General features: G+C 70.4%; 14 protein-coding genes. 7 read left to right on the top strand and 7 right to left on the bottom strand.

Going from position 1 to position 19258, the window contains the following annotated elements:
* Positions 1–1444, bottom strand: a 1444-nt coding sequence (locus B9S61_RS12635) for a hypothetical protein (protein ID WP_374936204.1), incomplete at its 3' end; no start/stop codon positions are given.
* 220 nt (positions 1445–1664) lie between these two features.
* Here B9S61_RS12635 and B9S61_RS12630 point away from each other — a divergent pair.
* The 3 genes from B9S61_RS12630 to B9S61_RS12620 all read left to right on the top strand — a co-directional run bounded on the left by B9S61_RS12630 (position 1665) and on the right by B9S61_RS12620 (position 7417).
* A complete protein-coding gene (locus B9S61_RS12630) occupies positions 1665–3830 on the top strand; it encodes an ATP-dependent helicase (protein WP_103542340.1) in 2166 nt (721 codons plus the stop codon).
* A 296-nt stretch (positions 3831–4126) separates the two neighbouring features.
* The gene (locus B9S61_RS12625) at positions 4127–6022 is read left to right on the top strand and encodes an AAA family ATPase (RefSeq protein ID WP_103542339.1); all 1896 of its coding nucleotides are present in this window, start codon (positions 4127–4129) and stop codon (positions 6020–6022) included.
* 81 nt (positions 6023–6103) lie between these two features.
* On the top strand, positions 6104–7417 hold the full coding sequence (locus B9S61_RS12620) for a hypothetical protein (protein ID WP_103542338.1): 1314 nt from the start codon (positions 6104–6106) through the stop codon (positions 7415–7417).
* 136 nt (positions 7418–7553) lie between these two features.
* On the opposite strand, the gene B9S61_RS12615 is transcribed toward B9S61_RS12620, so the two are convergent.
* From B9S61_RS12615 to B9S61_RS12605, 3 genes are all read right to left on the bottom strand, one after another.
* Positions 7554–7967 (bottom strand): VOC family protein, encoded by a 414-nt coding sequence (locus tag B9S61_RS12615; RefSeq protein WP_103542337.1) that lies wholly within the window; start codon positions 7965–7967, stop codon positions 7554–7556.
* Positions 7951–9894, bottom strand: coding sequence for a DUF262 domain-containing protein (locus tag B9S61_RS12610; protein WP_103542336.1), 1944 nt, complete (start codon positions 9892–9894; stop codon positions 7951–7953). Before B9S61_RS12610 ends, B9S61_RS12615 begins: the two co-directional genes overlap by 17 nt.
* 186 nt (positions 9895–10080) lie before the next feature.
* Complete coding sequence (locus tag B9S61_RS12605; RefSeq protein ID WP_103542335.1) at positions 10081–10575, bottom strand: PaaI family thioesterase; 495 nt, start codon at positions 10573–10575, stop codon at positions 10081–10083.
* 92 nt (positions 10576–10667) lie between these two features.
* Here B9S61_RS12605 and B9S61_RS12600 point away from each other — a divergent pair, with 92 nt between their 5' ends.
* Positions 10668–11138 carry a helix-turn-helix domain-containing protein gene (locus B9S61_RS12600; protein ID WP_103542334.1) on the top strand — a complete coding sequence of 157 codons (471 nt, stop codon included), beginning with the start codon at positions 10668–10670 and terminating at the stop codon, positions 11136–11138.
* Between the two features lie 14 nt (positions 11139–11152).
* Here B9S61_RS12600 and B9S61_RS12595 read toward each other — a convergent pair whose 3' ends face one another.
* Complete coding sequence (locus B9S61_RS12595) at positions 11153–12358, bottom strand: erythromycin esterase family protein (protein WP_103542333.1); 1206 nt, start codon at positions 12356–12358, stop codon at positions 11153–11155.
* Positions 12359–12416: 58 nt separating this feature from the next.
* On the opposite strand from B9S61_RS12595, the gene B9S61_RS12590 reads away from it, so the two are divergent.
* Positions 12417–13157 (top strand): TioE family transcriptional regulator, encoded by a 741-nt coding sequence (locus B9S61_RS12590; RefSeq protein ID WP_103542332.1) that lies wholly within the window; start codon positions 12417–12419, stop codon positions 13155–13157.
* Between the two features lie 73 nt (positions 13158–13230).
* Here B9S61_RS12590 and B9S61_RS12585 read toward each other — a convergent pair whose 3' ends face one another.
* Positions 13231–14463, bottom strand: a complete 1233-nt coding sequence (locus B9S61_RS12585; protein ID WP_103542341.1) for a PQQ-binding-like beta-propeller repeat protein — start codon at positions 14461–14463, stop codon at positions 13231–13233.
* 616 nt (positions 14464–15079) lie between these two features.
* Between B9S61_RS12585 and B9S61_RS12580 the strand changes: the two genes are divergently transcribed.
* Entirely contained in the window at positions 15080–17866 is a 2787-nt protein-coding gene (locus B9S61_RS12580; protein WP_103542331.1) for a glycosyl hydrolase, read from the top strand.
* Between the two features lie 95 nt (positions 17867–17961).
* A complete protein-coding gene (locus B9S61_RS12575) occupies positions 17962–18384 on the top strand; it encodes a hypothetical protein (RefSeq protein ID WP_103542330.1) in 423 nt (140 codons plus the stop codon).
* Positions 18385–18409: 25 nt separating this feature from the next.
* Here the strand turns inward: B9S61_RS12575 and B9S61_RS12570 are convergent.
* Positions 18410–19258, bottom strand: an 849-nt coding sequence (locus tag B9S61_RS12570) for an alpha/beta hydrolase family protein (protein ID WP_103542329.1), incomplete at its 5' end; no start/stop codon positions are given.

The raw sequence follows: 19258 nt of genomic DNA, 5'->3' as shown, positions 1-19258 counted from the left end.
TGTCCACAGCGGTCAGTGCGGTGGTGGCGGCCTGGGCGGCGCGGATCCTGATCGGCGGCGGGGCGGTGCCCAGGTCCGCCGCTTCGAGCCACGCGGCGACCGCGGCCTCGCGGTCGGCGTCGTCGCCGTGTGCACGCGCTCTCAGCGACAGGACGTTGCCGTGGTTGTAGAGGCGCAGGGCGCGGTTCGGGTGCTCCTTCGGAGTCGCGGTCCCGTCGATCGTCTCCCGGCTCGCGGCGATCGCCTCGTCCAGGTCACGCGTGTCCCCCCGGTGCTCGTACCGGATGCCCAGGGCCGCCACCAGGTTGGACAGGTAGCCGGGGCGGTGCGGGTGACCGGCAGGTGCCGCATCCACCGCCGCCACCGCCTTCCGGCCGACCGTGATGGCCTCGTCCAGGTCGCCGAGGTCCCCGAAGTACTGGTAGCGGGTGCGGAGTTCCGCGCTGAGGGCGGACAGCCGGGATCCGGCGTTGGGGCTGGTGCCGGGGGTGGCTTCCACTGCCTCGCGGCCCACGGTGATGGCGTCGTCCAGGTCGTCGCGGTCGTGGAGCCGGTCGAACCGGGCGTAGAGGGCGGTGCCGAGGTTGGCGCAGCACAGGCCCCGTTGCGGGGTGCCGGGGGCCGCGAGGTCCGCCGCCTCCCGCAGGTGGCCGATCGCCTCGTCGACGTCACTCATTGCTCCGGTGTGCATGAAGCGGGTGCGTAAGGCCGTGCCGAGGTTCGACAGCACCGTGGCGCGGTAGGGCCTGCGGGCGGGGAAGAGTCCGGCGGCTTCTCTGCCGGCGGTGACGGAGGCGTCCAAGTCCAATGGGTCGCCCTGCCGTTCGAAGCGCACCTGGAGGGCGATGCCGAGGTTGGCGACCACAGCGCCGCGGTGCGGGTGGTCGGGCGGAGCCGCGTCAGCGGCCTCCCGGAACGCGGCCACGGCGTCCGTGAGGTCCTGGGGGTCGGCCGCGCGCTCGAAGCGGGCCCGCAGTGCCGTCCCGAGGGCCACCAGGGGGGCCGCACGGTCGAGGGAGCCGGTGGGAGGGGCCGAGGCCGCCTCCCGGCCCGCGGCGATCGCGGCTTCGAGGTCGTCGACGGACCCGGACTGCTCGTACCGGGTGAACCGTATGGTCGCCACGGTGTGCAGCAGGGTCGGCCGGAGCTCGTGTCCGGCGGGTGAGGTATCGACCGCGTCCCGAGCCAGCCCGACCGCGGCGTCCAGCTCCTCGAGCGAGTTCGTCAGACGGGACCCGAGGTGCAGCGCGGAAGCGAGGCCGGACAGATAGCCGGCCCGGTTCGGGTTGTCGTCGGGTGTCACGGCCAACGCCTTGCGGTAGGCGTCGACGGCGGCTTCGATGTCCGCCGGCGCCCCGGTGGCGGTGAAACGCTTGATCATGTCACTGCCGCGCTGCGCCGCCACATCGGCGAGTGTCCTCCGTAAGCGGTCCTTGAGGCTCATCTTCTCCGTCCCCTCATCCGGTGGTCGTGCTGCCGGCGGCCCTCGGTCCGGTGTCCCGGGTGGGGGGAGAAGCTGCCTCGCGCCAGGAATCATTCCCTTGATCCCGCCGTGCGCAACATCACCGGGGATCGCACATTTCGCCGGTGTGCGGCCCGGAGGGCGGAGCGTCGGCCTGGAACCGGCTCAAGGCCACGGCCGGTGGACACTAGGATCCCTTCGCATGCCGCAACTTGCCTTCGACATCGGCTTCTTCGCCGAACTGCCCAAGCTCCAGCCGCCGGTCAGGAAAGGCGTGCTGGACGCCTGGGAGAAGTTCGGCCGGCTCACCCTCGACCAGCTCTTCAAGGACCCGGGGCTGAAGCTGGAGAGTCTGACGAAGGCGAAAGACAAAAAGATCCGGACGATCCGTATCGACCAGTTCTGGCGCGGGGTGGTGCTGGCACCTGATTCCGGGGACACGTTCGTCCTGCTGCGGGTCCTACCGCACGACAAGGCCATCGCCTGGGCGATGAAGCAGAAGTCCAGCATCAACGCGGTGACGCGGGCGGTGGAGATCCGGGACGCGGCGACCCTGGACGAGATCACACCGGCGTACGAGCGGGTGGCCGAGTTGTCGCCGAAGCCCCGGCTGTTCGCGAAGTTCTCCGACGGGGACCTGTCCGCGCTGGGCATCGACCCGGAGACGCTGCGGCAGGCCCGGTCGCTGGTCGACCAGGAGCAGTTGGACGTCTTCGCGCCGCTGCTGCCGCAGGACCAGCGGGAGGTGCTTCAGTATCTCGCCGCGGGCTGCACGGTGGAGGAGGTCTGGCGGGACATCGTGGCGCCCGCGCTGCAGGATTCCACCCAGCCGGTGGACACGCGGGACTACGAGACGGCGATCCGGCACAGCCGGGCGCGTATCGCGTTGGTGTCGGCGTCCGAGGAACTGCGGGACATCCTCGAGAAGCCCTTCGCGGCCTGGCGGGTCTTCCTGCACCCCTCGCAGCGGAAGGTGGCGTACCGGGCGTCGTACTCGGGGCCCGCGCAGGTCACCGGCGGGCCGGGCACCGGCAAGACGGTCGTCGCGCTGCACCGGGTCAAGCATCTGCTCGGGCATCTGCGGGACGGCGACCGCATCCTGTTGACGACGTACACCAATGCCCTGGTCAACGCGCTCCGGTCGGGCCTGGAGTCGCTGGTGGACGATCCTGAACTGCGCGACCGGGTGGACATCTCGACCGTGGACGGCTTCGCGAACCGTGTCGTCGCGGAGGTGCCGGACGCGGTGACCCTGCGGCCGCTGATGAGCAACGAGGAAGTGAGCCGCTGGGGGAAGGCGGCGAAGGCGACCGACTTCACCGGCAGCGCGCAGTTCCTCGTCCAGGAGTACCGGCATGTCGTCCTGGCGCAGGGCATCGGCAGTCTGCCCGAGTACGAGGCGGCGGACCGGCGGGGGCGGGGCAGCCGGCTGACGGCGGCCGAACGTCCACTGGTGTGGCGGACGGTGGAGCGGTTCACGGCCGATCTGGCGGCGGACGGGTGCCGCACCTGGCTCCAGACGTGCGCGGAGGCGGCGCGGCTGCTGGAGGAGAAGGGGCCCCGGTACCGGCACGTGGTGGTGGACGAGGCGCAGGACCTGCACCCCGCGCAGTGGCGGCTCCTTCGCGCGGCCGTACCGGCCCGACCGGACGACCTGTTCATCGCGGGCGACCCGCACCAGCGCATCTACGACTCCAAGGTGTCGCTGAAGTCGCTCGGCATCAAGGTGACCGGGCGGTCGGTGAAACTGCGCAAGAACTACCGCAGCACGCAGCAGATCCTGCGCTGGTCCACCGCCCTGCTGATCGGCCGGCCGGTCGACCGGCTCGAGGACGAGGCCCGCCATGAAACCCTGCTTGGCTACCGCTCCGCCCTGCACGGCGACGGGCCCGCCGTTCGCGCCGCGGCGAGCGAGGAAGCCGAACTGGACGCGCTCGTCGACCAGGTGCGGGACTGGATAAACGCGGGTGTCGGCGCCGGGGAGATCGGGGTGAGCGCCCGGTTCAACAAGACGTGCGCGAAGGCGGTGGCGCGTCTGAAGGACGCGGACATCCCCGCGGTCAGCCTGCGCAACGCCTCCGGCGACTCCTCGACGGGCGAGGTGACAGCCGTACGGGTCGGCACCATGCACTCGTTCAAGGGGCTGGAGTTCCGCTGCGTCGCGGTCATCGGCGTCGACGACGAGGCACTGCCGTTCCAGAAGGCGGTCACGCCTGCCGAGGTCGACTCCAAGCAGCACGAGACGGACCTGATGTCCGAACGCTGCCTGCTGTTCGTCGCCTGCACACGCGCCCGGGACAGCCTGTACGTGTCCTGGTCGGGTGACCCGAGCGCCTTCCTCACCGAGGCGGGCGTCACCGCCGGGTGAACCGTCGATTTGCCGGCGCCGCGCGTGGTGCGCGGCCGCTTCGGCGTGCCCTCGCAACCGTGGCGCTTCCCTGAGTCTCAGCTCCCCTCGCCTGGAATCACCGCACCCTCGCACGCATTCGATTGACAATGCTTTCAGCATCATGGTTAGGTATTCATGCTTGCGTTGATGCCTGCGGGACAACACCGGAAGCACCTGTCCCTTGTGCCCGAAGGGCCCCGAAGTGCTCCGCATCCCGGGCTTGTTCGGCACCTCTCCGCCGTGGGCCCTCCACGCCGTCACACGTCAGGAACACCATGAAGATCAAGCGCGCCCGCATCGAGAACTTCTGCTGCCTGCGCAGCCTCGACGTCTCCTTCGACGCCATCACCTCTCTCATCGGACCGACGGGTGCCGGCAAGTCCACCGTGCTGCGCGCCCTGGACTGGTTCTTCAACGGTGAGAAGGGCGGCGTACTCGGTGAGGAGGACGTGCACTCCGCCGCGGACACCAAGCGGATCCGCGTGGAAGTCGAGTTCGACGGCCTCACCCCCTCCGACCGCGAGGCCCTCGGCCACTACGTGCCGGACGGGGTGGAGAGTCTGAGCATCTGGCGCACCTGGGAGAACGGGGAGGACCGCATCACCGGCAAGGCCCTGGCCTTCACCCCCTTCGAGAGCGTCCGGGCGTGCGTGGGAAACCGGGACAGGACGGCCGCGTACAAGGCCTTACGTGACCAGGACCCGGCGCTCGGTCTGCCCGCCGTCCGCAGCTGGGACGCCGCCGAAGCCGAGATGCGCTCCTGGGAGGCCAGGAACCGGGACCGGCTCACCGAGGCGGAGGTGGAGAACACGCAGTTCTTCGGTTTCGCCGGCCAGGGCCTGCTCGGGAAGCTGATCGACTTCGTCTTCATCTCGGCCGATCTGCGGGCCTACGAGGAGACCGACGACAACAAGGCGTCCGTGGTGGGGCGGATCCTCGAGCACGCGGTCGACCGCTCGGAGGCGGAAGCCCAGTTCACGGCCATCGAGGAGGACGCCCAGGCAGCCCGCATGAAGGTGCACAAGGAGATCTACGAGCCGGTGCTCGCACGGCTGTCCGGCGCCCTGTCCGCAGAGGTCAGCCGGTTCACCACCGGACGGGACGTCGTCGTCACCCCGACGGCTCAGGTCCCGAAGCGGGCCAGGACCGCCTTCGCCGTCAGTATCCGCGACGGGGCCGCATTGACCCCGGTCCGCCGCCAGGGACACGGATTCCAGCGCGCGCTGGTCATCGCGGCGCTCAGGTACCTCTCGGAGTGCCGCCGCCCCGAGGATGGCACGCGCTCCCTGTGCCTGGCGATCGAGGAACCCGAGCTGTTCCAGCACCCGGCGCAGACCCGGGTGTTCGCGCAGGTCCTGCGCAGTCTGGTCTCGTCGGCCGGGGACCAGACTCAGGTGATGTACGCGACGCACAGTCCGGTGTTCATCGACCCGAGCAACTACCAGCAGGTGCGCAGGCTGTGCCGCGTCGACAGTGGCAAGCACCCGGAGGCGCGTCTGCGCGCCCTCCCCGAAGCGGAGTTGCGCCAGTCCCTCGCCGGCCATGTGAAGGAGACGTCCATCGCACGGCGAGGGGCCACCCGGTACGTCAAGGACCTCGCCGAGGCACTGTTCGCGAACGTCGCCGTCCTGGTCGAGGGCGCCACGGACGAGGGCGTCCTCCTGGCCTTCGCCGAACGGCAGGGCCTCAACCTCGGCGCCGACGGCATCTGCGTGGTGAACGCCGAAGGCAAGGGCAACATGATCCTCTGCCACGCCGTCCTCACCGGGTTCGGCGTGGCCTGCCACCTCGTCTTCGACGCCGACACCGGGCCGCAGAAGACGGCCGACGCGACCACTGACAGGAAGGCCGACGTCCTCCGGGAGAACATCGACAAGAACGCGAAGATCTTCGGCTACCTGGGGATCGCCGCCGGAGCCAGTCCCGAGAGCGTGAGCGAGGCGACCCACACCCTGTTCGAGGACGACCTCGACACCTACCTCAAGGGCTACTGGCCCGCCTGGAACACCCGCCGCCAGGAACTGATCGCGCAGGGCGATGGCTACGTGGACGGCAAGCACGTACCGACCTATGCCGAGGCCGCACGCACCCCAGACGGTGAACCGACGCTGCTGCACGCGCTGTTGGAGAACGTGCGGACCCTCGCGGTCCGGACGACGCCCGGCGCATGACGCGTATCCACAAGATTCATGCCGTTCCTGCCGGACGCCGACCGTAGGCTGTCGCCGGAGAACTGAGAAGAGGGGGAGACGTTGGCTGACGACCGCAAAGGAACCGTTCCGGTATGGACGCTGGCGACCGGTGATGTCCGGGTGCCCGCGCTGACCGGGGACGGGCCGATGACGGCCGAGCGTCTGGCCGAGCTGCGCACCGTGCTGGCCGGCCTGGCCGACGAGCCGATCGCCACGCTTGAGGCGCACCCGCTGCCCGACCAGTTGGACCGCGGCCGGGGCATTCCGCTCGACGCCGCGAGTCCCCTGGCACAGCACCTGTCGCAGCTCATCACGCAGTCGGCACGCGGTTCCTCCGCGTCGGCGCCGGCGGCTGTCGGTGAGGGCCTGTACCGCATGGTGATTCCGGCGAAGTTCGCCGCCCAGTTCGGTCAGGGCATCATTCGCCCGATGGTGGCGAAGGGGGCGGCCGGCGGCCTCCGCGGCCCGCTTGTGGACTCGGCGGGGAAGATCGTCGGCGCCATGAAGCTCGTGCCGGCCGGTCAAGCGGCGACAGCGGGCGCGGTCGGTGGAGCCGGCGCGACGGCCGGCGTGGCCCTCGGCGGCAGTGCGATGCTCACCGTGGCCGCGCCGCTCGTCCTCATGGCCGTGGCAGTGGGGGTGAGCGCGCACGCCGACGGGCAGCGCCGGCAGGCGATCGAGCACATCACGGAACTGCTGGAACAGTTGCGGGAGCAGGAGCTCGAACAGGAGCACAGCGCGCTCGACGGGTGCCGCGACGCCATCGGCAAGGCTACCGCCGTTCTGCTCGACCAGGGCAAGCCCGGTGCCTCGCTGGGACTGGACTCGGCGGTGCATGCCATCAACTCGGCCCTGGGCGCGGCCGATCGCCGCCTCGCCAAGTGGCAGAGCGCGCTCGACAAGTTGCCCGAGGGCGAGGCCGTCGAGCTCAGCACGCTGACCAAGTCGTTCCCCGGTATCGACGACCATGGCGGCATCTTCCGCGCCCACCTCGAACTCGCCGCCCTGGCTATCGCGTTGAAGCGACGGGTCGTCGTTCTTCAGGCCGTCGAGCACGCCCAGTCCGACCCCGGCAACCTGTTCGAGAGCTTCACCCGCGAGCTCAAGCGCGACCAGCAGCGCCTCGACGAATTGGAGTCGGACATCGCCGGTGTCCTGGTCCGCCTGTCAACGCTGGAGCTGGCCCGCCCGCAGGGTCTGCGACCCGTCTTCACCACCGCGGAGGTCGACCGTCTCATGCGCGCGGCACACCGCATCCGCCGGCTGGGCGACGGCGCCGTGCTCGACGGCCGCGCGACGGACGTGGCGATCGAGATCGCCCGCGACGAGGACGGCTCGGTGCTCGTGTTCCCGGCGATGGCTGCGTCGGCGTAGGCGGCCCGCTCACCGGCCAGGCGAAGGCTCGGGTCCGGCGCTGATCAGACGGTCCCGCGGCATGGCCGGTGAACCGCTCCGGAAGCGGCTCACCGGCACCGCGCCGAACTGCCCGGTCCGCACCCGCAGCCCGGTTCTACGGCGCCAGGGTGCGCAGCACGCAGAATTCATTGCCCTCGGGATCTGCCATCACCACCCAAGAACGGTCCGGACCCTGGCCCACATCCGTTCTCGTCGCGCCGAGGGCGAGGAGTCTGGCCACCTCCTCCCCGGCACTGCGGTCGATCGGGCTGACGTCGAGGTGGAGCCGGTTCTTCACGGTCTTGCCTTCGGGCACCCGGATGAACAGCAGGGTGGACGGCATCTGTCGGGCGCGAACCTCCTCCACGGTCGGCACCCAGGAACCGATCTGGACCTTGCCCTCGCTCCGGTCGATCACCTCGAAGTCCAGAACCTCACACCAGAAGGCCGCCAGTCCCTCCGGATCACGGCAGTCGACGGCCAATTCGGTGAACCTGCTGGTCTTGAATTCCCTATACGGTGCGACCACCGGGACGGATGCTCCGGAGTTCTTCCCCGGTCGCGGTGACGGTCCAGAAGGACCAGCCCTTGCGATACAGGACGGCCTGCGGGTCGAGCTCCCGGGCCACGGCGACGGCCGCTGCCCCGGGGTTGTCGTACGTGCCCTGGCCGGGCCCGGACGGAATCGTCACCGCCCCGGACAAGAGGTCGTAGAAGCCGTCGATATGCCGGCCGTCATGGACGGCAAGGATGGGCACCGCTTGTTCCCCGAGGTGGCCCGGCACGTCGGCCGGGGGCAGGACGGGTGCGGTGGATTCCTCCGCGATCAGCTCCTCGTCGGCCGGGGGCTCGTCGGCGTCCCGGCGCGGAGCCTGCTCATCGGGGACCGGCAGGCCGAGGAGTTCGTTGAGGACGTTGGCCAGCAACCGCCGTCGCGCGGCGAGGAAATCGGGGAAACGGTCGAGGGAGCGCAACTCGGGGTCGCTCGGGATCCACTGTTCGGCGAGGCGGTCGGGGGCGATCCCTCCCATGTAATCGGAAGGAAGCTTCGCACCGATCATCTTGTTGGTCTGTCCCGTCACGAACGCCAGGTTGGCCAGACTGTTCCACTCCTCCTTCGCGTAGACCGACTGGACTTGGGCGCGGGGGAACACATGGTGGAACTCGATTCTGGCTCCGCTGCTCATCGGCTGGTCACTGATGGCGATGTTGGTGGCCCAGTCCCGGGCCTTGTCGCGCAGGGCAGCGATGTAGAGCAGTCGGAAGAAGGCATGCGTGGAGTACTTCTGCTCCAGGTCCCGGGGATGCAGGGGGGTGTCCGCGGAGCGGCTGCCCGAGGCACGGCGGATCAGCTCGGTGAACAGTTCCTCGCCGTCCCTCGTGCGCAACAGGCGTGCCTCCGCGTCAAGTCTTGTCTCGACCTGCAGGGAGTAGTGGCTGAAGGCCATCGCCGTGTAGACCCAGCGGCGCAGCAGGGCCTGCTCGTTGTCCTGGAGCTTTCCCTCACGCTGGTGCAGGAGCAATGCCGGCACGACGATGACGTTGGGCGAGGTCAGGATTCCGGAACGGGGGATCCCGCATTCCTCCCGCAGGAAGTCGATGGCGAGCCGGAGCGCCTTCTCGGTGGCCTGCCAGGCCTGTTTCAGCGCGACCTCGTCGACCGCCGCCCCGATCAGCTTGATGTGCCGGGCGCTGGTGCCCGCGAGCAGGCTCATCAGGCGCAGGACGGCTTCCCGGTCGAGGGAGAAGTCACTGTCGCGCAGGTACTGGTGGAAGGCGTCCATGGTGGCCAGACCGTCCGCCCAGCGGGCGGCGATGGCGCTGTAGACGAGGTCTCCCTTGGAGAGCCTGCGGCCGCCCTTGTTGAGGCGGGCGAAGAGTTCGGCGACCTCCTCGTAGTCGTCCGACTCGTATGTGATCACCGCGATCTGCTGTCGGCGGATGTCGTGCACCTTCTGCAGCCGCTGCATCCACTCGCCGAAGTCCGGGTCGGAGTACTCGACTCCGGCCTCCTTGAGGACCTCGTGGTACTGCACGTTCTCCTGCAGCAGGGTGGAGACGCGGAACAGCATGGGGTCCCTGCCCTGGACGGCACTGGGGTTGACGAATTCCTCGGTGCGCACGTCGAAGCGGAGGTCGATGAGGCGCCCGTCCGCCTTCGACTCCGGGCGGTACACCCAGGCGAGGGACGTCAACCGCTGCTGACCGTCGAGGAGATAGAGCGGCTGGTGAGTCGGCTTGTCGGCCTGGACCACGGCGGCGGTCTTGAAGGGCACCGTCAGATTCGTCTTCCACAGGAGCAGGGCGCCGACCGGATAGCCCCGGTAGAGGGAGTCGAAGAGGTCACGCACGTCGGGTCTCATCCAGACGAAGTCGCGCTGGATGGACGGGATGACGACCCTGCCGTGCAGCAGGTCCTCCACCTGAGACACGATCTTTTCGTTGGCCAGCCCCATACCGACTCCCCCACACCACGAGTGATCTACTGCCGGCCAGTATTCACACGCGCCCGCCCTCGTGACAAACGGATCACGATGAGTAGCGGTTCACTGATCTCGCACGGTGCGCTCCGGCTTTCCGACCGGGCCTGCGCCGCACTCGACCCGCCCCTGGATATCGGCCCGCAGGCGTCCGCCTCCCGGTCAGGGCGCGGTCAGCGGGAACAGCATGCACGTGCTGGTGGCGTGGGCGAGGACGCGGTCCGTCGCGTCGAGCAACTGGGCCTGGGCCAGAGCGGTCCGGCGGCCGCTGTGGACGATCGTGCCGATGGCGCGGACCCGGCCGGTGTCGACCGTGATCCGGCGCAGGAACTTCACGTTCAGGTCGAGCGAGGTGTACCCCGTGCCGGGCGGCAGGGTGGACTGGACGGCGCAGCCGGCCGCCGAGTCGAGCAGGGTCGCGTAGATCCCGCCGTGCACGCTGCCGATGGGGTTGTAGTGCTCCTCGCCCGGGAGCATCGAGAAGACGGCGCGCCCCTTCTCCACCTCGTCGAGGCTCATGCTCAGTGTCGCGCTCACGGGCGGCGCGGGCAGGTTTCCGGCCTGCAGTTCGCGCAGGAAGTCCAGGCCGGAGGAGAGCCCCACGGCGGCTGCCGAGGATGCGGGATCCCCCCACTCGTACGTACGCGTCCGTCCCACAGCCCCGCTCCTCCCGGTCTGACTTCCGAATCCGAAGTTAGTGGCGCGCCACCTGGCTGTCCATCACGAAGCCAGGATCCTACGATGGGGGGATGGAGTGGCTTGAGACGAGCACGGAGAACTGCCCGGTCCAGCTCACGCTCGGCGTGGTCGGCGAGAAGTGGACCCTGTTGATCCTGCGTGACGCCTGTAACGGGGTCCGTCGCTTCGACGGGTTCCGCCGTCACATCGGCCTGTCGGAGGCCGTCCTCAGCGACCGTCTCCGGAAGCTGACGGCCGCGGGCATCCTGCGGGCCGTGCCGTACCAGGAGCCCGGCAGCCGTTCCCGCAACGAGTACCGGGTGACGCGCAAGGGCTGGGACCTGTGGCCGGTCCTGGTGGCGCTGAAGCAGTGGGGTGAGACACACATGGAGGACGACGGGGCCGGGCCGGTCCTCGATCTGCGGCACGAGGAGTGCGGCACCCCGGTACGCGTGGTGGTCGAGTGCGAGCGCGGGCACAGCGCGCTGTCGCCCGGCGAGATCGTCGCGAGGCCGGGCCCCGCGGCCCTGCCCCGGTCCTGACGTACGCGACGGCGCTAACCGCGCGGAACGTCCCTGACGAACACCACCCCGTCGGTGCGCGGCAGTTGAGCCGGGTCGAGCGGGGCGTAGCCGAAGTACGGGGAGACGCGGGGAGCCGGGTCCGGGTCGCCGAGCGCGGCGGAGAGGTGGGCGGCGTCGAGTACGTACCGGTCCTCGGGGAGGGCGTACAGGCGCCCTTCGAGGGTGTCCGGGGGTGGGGTGTCCACTCCGTGGTGCCGGATGGTGCCGAGGGCCGTGGCGAGGAAGGCGTACCGGTCGCCGAGCCGGGCGCTCACGAGCGCGCCGGCGCTCCACCATTCCAGGAGCGGGTGGTCCCACATGCGCATCGTGCTCCTGTCCCGCTGGAGGTGGCTGTTGTGGGCGTGCACGAGTACGGGTCCCCGTGCGGCGAGGGCGAGGAGGTTGCCGGCCATCATCGCGTCCCGCGTGGCCAGGAGGCGGGTCATGCGCGCACGTGAGGGGTCGGCCAGCCAGGAGTGGTAGCGCAGCAGGCCGGTTGCGGTACGCCCGTACAGAGCCGCCCTGTACCGGTCGTCGGGCGGGGCCGCGGCGATCAGGTGGGGTGCCTGGGTGTCGAGCAGGGACACCAGATCGTCGGCGAGCAGCCGTAGCTCCCTCGCCTCGGCCGACCGGCCCACGGACCGGGAGGGGTCCGTCATCACGGCCGGGTCGGTCCAGCGCTCGTCGGTACCGAGCAGGCGGTCGAGTTCGTCCGCCGGGCAGGGGAGCAGATCCGCGTCGACGTGGGCCGCGAGGTGACCGTGCAGCGCGGTGAGGGACTGTCGCGGGCTCGCCGCCCCGGTGATCTCCAGCGGACCGTCGATGCCCGCGAAGCGGAGCTGGCCGGATGCGTGGCGGTCGCGGTTGTACTCGCGCATCCAGCGCACGAGCTCGCGGTTGGCGGCTGACGCGCCCCACTCGTGGCTGAAGCCGCGTTCCATGACCTCGTCGAGGGTGCCGGTACCGGAGGTGACGTACGCGTCCACGACCAGGGCCCGCAGGCAGTCGCTCTCGAGTGCGATCGTCCGGTAACCCTCCTGCTCCACGAGCTGCCGGAAGAGTTCGTTGCGCAGGTCGAGCAGAGTGTCCTCACCGTGGGTGGGCTCTCCGAGGGCGAGCACGCGCGGGCGGGCCGGAAGCAGCTTCATCACGGCCGGGGCGTCGACGGAATGGGCGATGTCCTTGATGTCGGATGCCATGCCCTCAACGCTATCGTTGAACTTTCGCTGGAGACTTGAGCCCGATATCGTCGTCCCCGTGGGTCAGAACCTTCAAAGTGGTGTCAAGCTCAGGCCGGTCGACCTGGCACGACGGCACGGGCTGTCCACGCAGGCCGTCCGGAACTACGAGGAGGCCGGCATCCTTCCCGCCGCCGGCCGGACGCCGCACGGCTACCGCACCTACACGCCGCTGCACGCGCTGGCCCTGCGCGCGTTCCTCGCCCTGGTCCCCGGCCACGGCCACCGGACGGCGACCGCGATCATGCAGGCCGTGAACCGGGACGCGGCCGACGAGGCGTTCCGCCTGATCGACGAGAGCCACGTCCAACTGCTCGACGACCGGCGCACACTCCAGTCCGTGGAGAGGGCTCTGCGCGACCTCTCGCCCCGGACGGGGGCCGCCCGGGGCGGTGCGGGGCCGGGGTCCCGGAGCGGCCGTACCTTCATCGGCCCGCTGGCCGGCGAACTCGGCATCCGGCCGGCGACCCTGCGCAAGTGGGAGAACGCCGGGCTCGTACGGCCACGCCGCGACCCGGTGACCGGATACCGGGTCTACGACGAGACCGACGTACGCGACGCACGCCTGGTCCATCAGCTCAGGCGCGGCGGCCACCTGCTGGAGCAGATCGCCCCGCTGCTCGGACGGGTGCGGACGGCCGGTGGACCGGAGCCCCTTGAAGGCACCCTGCACGAATGGCACGGCCGGCTCTCCGCCCGCTCCCGGGCGATGCTGACGGGCGCCGCGGAACTGGACGCATACCTCCGCGCACGCGCGTGAAGACCCTCGCCGGCGGAGTGCGGCCGGCCCCCTCGGGGCGCGGGGAGCCGGCGGCGGGCGGCCGGTGTGTGGGTCAGACCGGCAGCGCGTGCAGCTTGGTGCCGTGCAGGGCGAAGACGTGCTTGCCGTCGGTGGCCACCAGCCAGGAGTGGTGGTCGCCGGTGCCGTCGTTGCACGTCCAGCGAACGGCACCGTTCTTCGCGTCCATGGCGATGATGCCGCCCTCCGGGTCCAGGTCCGTGGCGCCGTAAAGGGTGTCGCCCGCCTTGACGTACTGCCGTGGCACCTGGAGTTCCGCGTCCGCGAGGGCCGTGGACTGCCAGAGCTGCTTGCCGGTGCGCGGATCGACGGCCCGCACCGTCCTGGCACTGTCGGCGACGTAGAGCACGTCCTCCACCACCGCCGGCTCCTTGAAGAGCGTGAAGTCCGCTGTCTCCAGGGACCACTTCTCCTTGCCGTCGGACAGGGCGAAGGCCTGGACCCGCTGCCCCTGCGGGACGATCACCAGATCCTGGTGGACGGCGAAGAAGCCGTAGTTGGTCTTCGTCGTCCTGTGCGTCCACACCTGCCTGCCGGTGGCGGTGTCGCGCACGGTGAGGTTCTTCTTGCCGTCGGTGTAGACGAGGTGGCGGCCGCGGACGGCGGCGTGGATGCCGTCCTGCATGGTGCCCACGTCGCGCTGTTCCTTCCAGGTGATCCTGCCGGTGGTGCTGTCGAGGGCCGCGATGACGTTGGTCGTGGACGACCCGTCGTCCTCCAGGATCTCGGCGATGACGTACACCTGGTTCTCGTCCACCGCGATCGGGCGCGGCTGCCGGTAGCTCTTTCCCAGGCGGCTGCGCCAGGTCTCCTTGCCGGAGGCCGGGTCGTATCCGGTGACGGTACCGTCGTACTGGCTGCTGGCCAGGTACAACGTCTCCTCGCTGAGCAGCAGCGGGGCGCCGGGGACCACGCCGCCCGGCAGCGACCACTTCCGCTTGCCCGTCCCGGCCTCGAGAGCGGCGAGCGGGGTGCCGCTGGCGATCACGGCGCCCCCGGCGACCACGAGCTCGCCGTTGTCCCCGAAGGTCTCGGCCGAGGTCGTCTCCGTCCACAGCGGTTCGGGGGCCCCACCGCTCCGGTCGGCACCGCCGTCGCCGGAACCGCCCTTGTCGTCGCCCTCCGGCTTGCCGCCTCCGGCGCTCGCGGGGTCCCTGACGTCCACCGCCTCCTCTTCACAGCCGACCGTGCCGGCGGTCAGGGCGGCCAGCGCGAGACCGCCCCCGGCCAGCCTCAGCACCCGCCGGCGGGACGTCGTTCGGGACATCCCCGACGACCTGGACGATCCGCTGTCCGACTTGCTGTCCGCCATGGCCATTCGCCATACCCCCGTGGTTCGTCAGAGCAGGAACATGATCAGGGAGGCTCCCACGCGGTACCGGGCATCCGGGCGCACAGGAGCACGACCCTGCGGCCAGGAACGTTGACCAAGACCCCGCGGCGTGTACGCCCCCGGGTCCCAACCGGAACAGCACCGTGAAGCATTCGGAACACCGCGGCTCCGGAGTCGGGCACACAGTCCGCACGTGACACCGCGCTGCCCTGGGACCCCTGGGCGGAGGGGCATTCCTGGCCATCCCGCCCCGTCCCGTCCCGGCTCTGCGGTGTCGGCCAGGGCGGGGTGAGCCAGGGCGGGGCGTCGACCAGGGGTGCGGCCCCCGACCACATCTGGAAGGACCCGGGCCCACCCAACCTGCCGGCTCCCGTACTCCTCCCTGTCGCCCTCTTCACCGGCTCGGGCGCGCCTCGAAGACATGACGAATATCAGGCCCGGCACGGCCCGTTGCGTTCAATCCATTGACACGTGCATTACATGGGCTTTACGTTCCGGCCATCTGAGAGCGCTCTCAGAGTCTCCCCACTGTCACGACTTGAGGTGACGCATGCCATCCCCACGCACCAGACCGGCAACCGTTCTGCTGCTGGCCTCAGCCCTCGCCGTCGCGGGCCTGGGCGGCCCTGCCGCCGCACCCGCGGCCGCCGCCACCGTCCCCGTGGGCAACGGCAGTTACTCCGACACCCGGCCACCCGGCACGTCGGGCCCCACCACCAACACGGGAACACCGGTCACGCCCAAGGTGACCGCCGCCGCCAAGGACCGGCCCGTGCCCACCAACGACTGGTGGTCATCCCTCGCCTTCCAGCGCTACGGCGACAACCCGTACTCGACCCCCATGTACGGACACCCCCTCACCTACCAGGCCACGTCCGGCGGACTCGACGTCGGCTACCCGACGTCGCCGGCGATCGTCGGCGACGGCCGCCAGTACGAGTACGCCCACAAGCGCGACCTCACCATCGGACTGACCGGCCTCAACTCCCCCGACACCAAGGCCGACGACTGGTCCGACTGGACGGTCACCCCCTACTGGTCCGACGGCGCCCGCACCCTGCGCACCACCATCGGTCACGGCTCCCCCTTCGTGTACGCCAAGGGCTCCGGCGGCAACGCCCAGATCACCACCGCCAACGCGCCCGCCGTCTTCGCCGACCAGGGCAACGTCCTCGGCATCACCGTCGCCGGGCACCACTACGCCCTCTTCGCGCCGAGCGGCAGCGACTGGAACGTCGCCGGGTCCACCGTCACCGCGGGTCTCGGTTCCAAGGACTACTTCTCCGTCGCCGTGCTGCCCTCCACCGGCGCGCTGGCCACGTTCAAGAAGTACGCCTACAGCTTCGTCACCGGCTCCAAGGTGACCTGGAACTACTCCGGGGGCACCGTCGGGGCCACCTACACGCTCACCACCGAGGCGAAGGAAGGCACCGAGCGGGGCACGCTCCAGGCCCTCTACCGGCACCAGTGGCTGCACACCACGGACCCGCTCACCTCCTACACCTACGTCTCACCGCGCGGCACCATGAAGGTCCGCGAGTCGGCCTCCTTCACCACCAGCCAGAAGGCGGCGGCGGCGCTTCCCGCGCTGCCCAAGTCGAACGGCGTGGACACCGCCCGGCTGCGCGGCTACCTGAACGACGTCGTGAACGCCTCCGACCCCTTCTCCGGCGCCGCCGACACCTACTGGACCGGCAAGGCCCTCGGCCGTCTCGCCCAACTCGTGCCGGTGGCCGACCAGATCGGTGAGACCGCCGTCCGCGACCGGATGCTCGGCCTGATGAAGGGCAAGCTCCAGGAGTGGTTCACGGCGGGCGGCGCCAACGAGTTCAGCTACGACAAGGACTGGAAGACGCTCACCGGTTACCCCGCCTCCTACGGCAGCGACACCGAACTGAACGACCACCACTTCCACTACGGCTACTACGTCTACGCGGCGGCGATCGTCGCCCAGTACGACCAGGCGTGGGCCGCCGAGTCCGCCTGGGGCGGCATGGTCGAGACCCTCGTACGGGACACCGCCAACCCCAGCCGCAGCGACACCGCCTACCCCTTCCTGCGCGGCTTCGACGTCTACGCGGGCCACAGCTGGGCCTCCGGGCACCAGGGCTTCGCCGCCGGCAACAACCAGGAGTCCTCCTCCGAGTCCACCAACCTCAGCACCGCCCTCATCCTGTGGGGCTCCGCCACCGGCGACACCTCGCTGCGCGACCTCGGCACGTTCCTGCTGACCACCGAGTCGGAGTCGATCGCCCAGTACTGGTTCGACGCGGACGAGCAGGTCTTCCCGTCCTCGTTCGGCCACGACACCGCCGGAATGGTGTGGGGCAGCGGCGCCGCCTACTCCACCTGGTGGACCGCCAACCCCGAGGAGATCCACGGCATCAACGTCCTCCCCGTGACCGGTGGTTCGCTGCACCTCGGCCGCGAGAAGGAAGCCATCCGGCGCAACATCGCCGAGATGGAGCGGGAGAACGGCGGCCCGGCCGTCGAATGGCGTGACCTCCTCTGGGAGTTCGAGTCCTTCGCCGACCCTGCCGCGGCCAGGGCGAAGTGGGACGCGGGCCACGCCGGCTACACACCGGAGGGGGGCGAGTCGAAGGCGCACACCTACCACTGGCTCACCACCCTCGACACGCTGGGCGCCCCGGACGCCACCGTGACCGGTGACATCCCCACCTCCGCCGTCTTCACCAAGGGCACGACCCGGACCTACGCGGCCCACAACCACGGGGCCACAGCCCGCACCGTGACCTTCTCCGACGGCAAGACCCTCTCCGTACCGGCCCGTTCCACCGCGACCGGCACCGGTACCGGGTCCACGGACCCCGACCCCGACCCGGATCCGGAGCCGCCGACCGGGAACACCTTCCAGCTGCGCGGCGGTGGCGTCCTGACCACGGCGACCGGCGGCACGGCGGGCAGCGACATCATCGCCTCCGCCGGCGGCGCCAACCGTGACGGCACCCCGTACCAGCCCCTCGTCTACGAGGTCCGCGGCGTGAACGGCACGCTCACCCCGGGCGCGCAGACCGCCTTCCGGCTCCAGGTGGACGCCGGCACCACGGTCGGCCTCGGCCAGCAGGCGCGGGTCAGCTACGACTTCACCGGCGACGGCAGCTTCGACCGGACGGAGACGTACCACTACTTCGCGACCGATCCGGTCACCGGATGGGAGGAGTACACGCAGGCCCGCGGCCTCAAGGCCACCACGGGCGCCCTGGGCGACCTCGACGGCGGCACCGTACGCCTCGAGGTGTGGAGCGCCATCGGCAACGGCACGGCGAAACTCCAGACGGGCACGGCCACGTCCGTGCTGGTCATCCCGTACGGCTGAAACACCTGGAGGAACCGCGGCGGGGACCGGCATCCGGCCGGCCCCCGCCGCACCGGTATGCCGGCTCGATGAGGTCCTTGCCCGAAACTTGGCGCATGGCGCTCGTTCTCGTCCCGGTTCTTCTTCCCCTCCTGGTCGGCCTGTGGTTCTGGAGCCGGCCGCTGCTCTCCGGCACATGGAGGCACAGTCCCGCGTGGTTCGCCTGGAGCGCGGTGCTCCTCCTCCTGGGAGCCGGTGTCAGCTACCTCGCCGGCTCCCTCGCCGGGGCGTCACTGGACCCGGAGGAGGCGTGCCACGGCGCGGGCCAGACCTACGACCGGGCCTACCGCCGGGCCCACTTCGCGGAGTACACGCGGTGGTTCCCGCTGCACGACAGGTGTCATGCGGGGTACGACCTGGTGCCGGCGTGGGTGAACCCGGCCCTGGTCGCGCTCCCCGTCCTTGCGCTCCTCTGCCTGGCCTGCGCCGCGGGCCTGGGCGTCGGCCGGCGTCGCGGCGGGAGGCGGGGCGCTTCGTGACCGCCGCACGCACCGTGCGGCGGCGTCAGCCGCGTACGCGCAGGGCGCCGAGCAGCATCGGGAGGGAGGCGTGGAGTTCGCGTTCCCAGTAGGCCCAGGTGTGGGTGCCGGGGCCGTAGAAGTTGGTCGTGACGTGTCTGGCGCCGACGCGCTTCAGCTCGGCGGCCAGGGCGTGGTTCTGGCGGTTGAAGTCGGCCTCGAGGGCGCTGGTGGCGCCGGGCCGGTCCAGGGGGCCGGTGGTGCCGTCACCGCAGGACAGGTACACGGGGAGGGACTTGAGGCGTTTGGCGAGGTGGACGGGGTCGTGGGCCCGCCAGATGCGGCGCTGGGCGACGGGGTCGCCCCAGACGCGGAGCGGGTCGTTGTTCTGGCCGGCGAAGAGGCCCAGGATGCGGGTGACCGACTCGTCGTCGAGGAGCGGGTGCGCGGAGCCGGAGTAGGCGGCGGTGGCCCTGAACATACCGGGGTGGCGTGCGGCGTACAGCAGGGCGCCCTGGCCTCCCATCGACAGGCCGGCGACGACGCGGTTGCGGCTCGCGCCCCAGTCGCGCTCCAGGAGGTGCCGCAGTTCGACCGTGTGGAAGGTCTCCCAGGCGGGGTCGCCGCCCTCGCCGTTGTTCCACCAGTCGCTGTACCAGCCGTTCCAGCCGGCCTCGGGCATGACGACCAGCACGTCGCGCAGACTCTCGGTCTCCGCGACGTCGGTCCTGGCGGTCCAGGACGTGTAGTCGCCGCAGCAGCCGTGCAGCAGCCAGAAGGTGGGCCAGTGCCGGCGGCGGTCGTCCGGGTCCCAGCCGTCGGGGGTGAGGAGGCGGACCTTGACCGTCCGGCCGCCGAGGGCCGTCGAGCGGACGGACAGGTCGACCTGACGGTC

The sequence above is a fragment of the Streptomyces sp. SM1 genome, from assembly GCF_002910825.1.
Lineage (GTDB): Bacteria > Actinomycetota > Actinomycetes > Streptomycetales > Streptomycetaceae > Streptomyces > Streptomyces okerensis.
The sequence above is the reverse complement of the archived record's forward strand: the minus strand, read 5'-3'. Positions and strand labels throughout refer to the sequence as shown.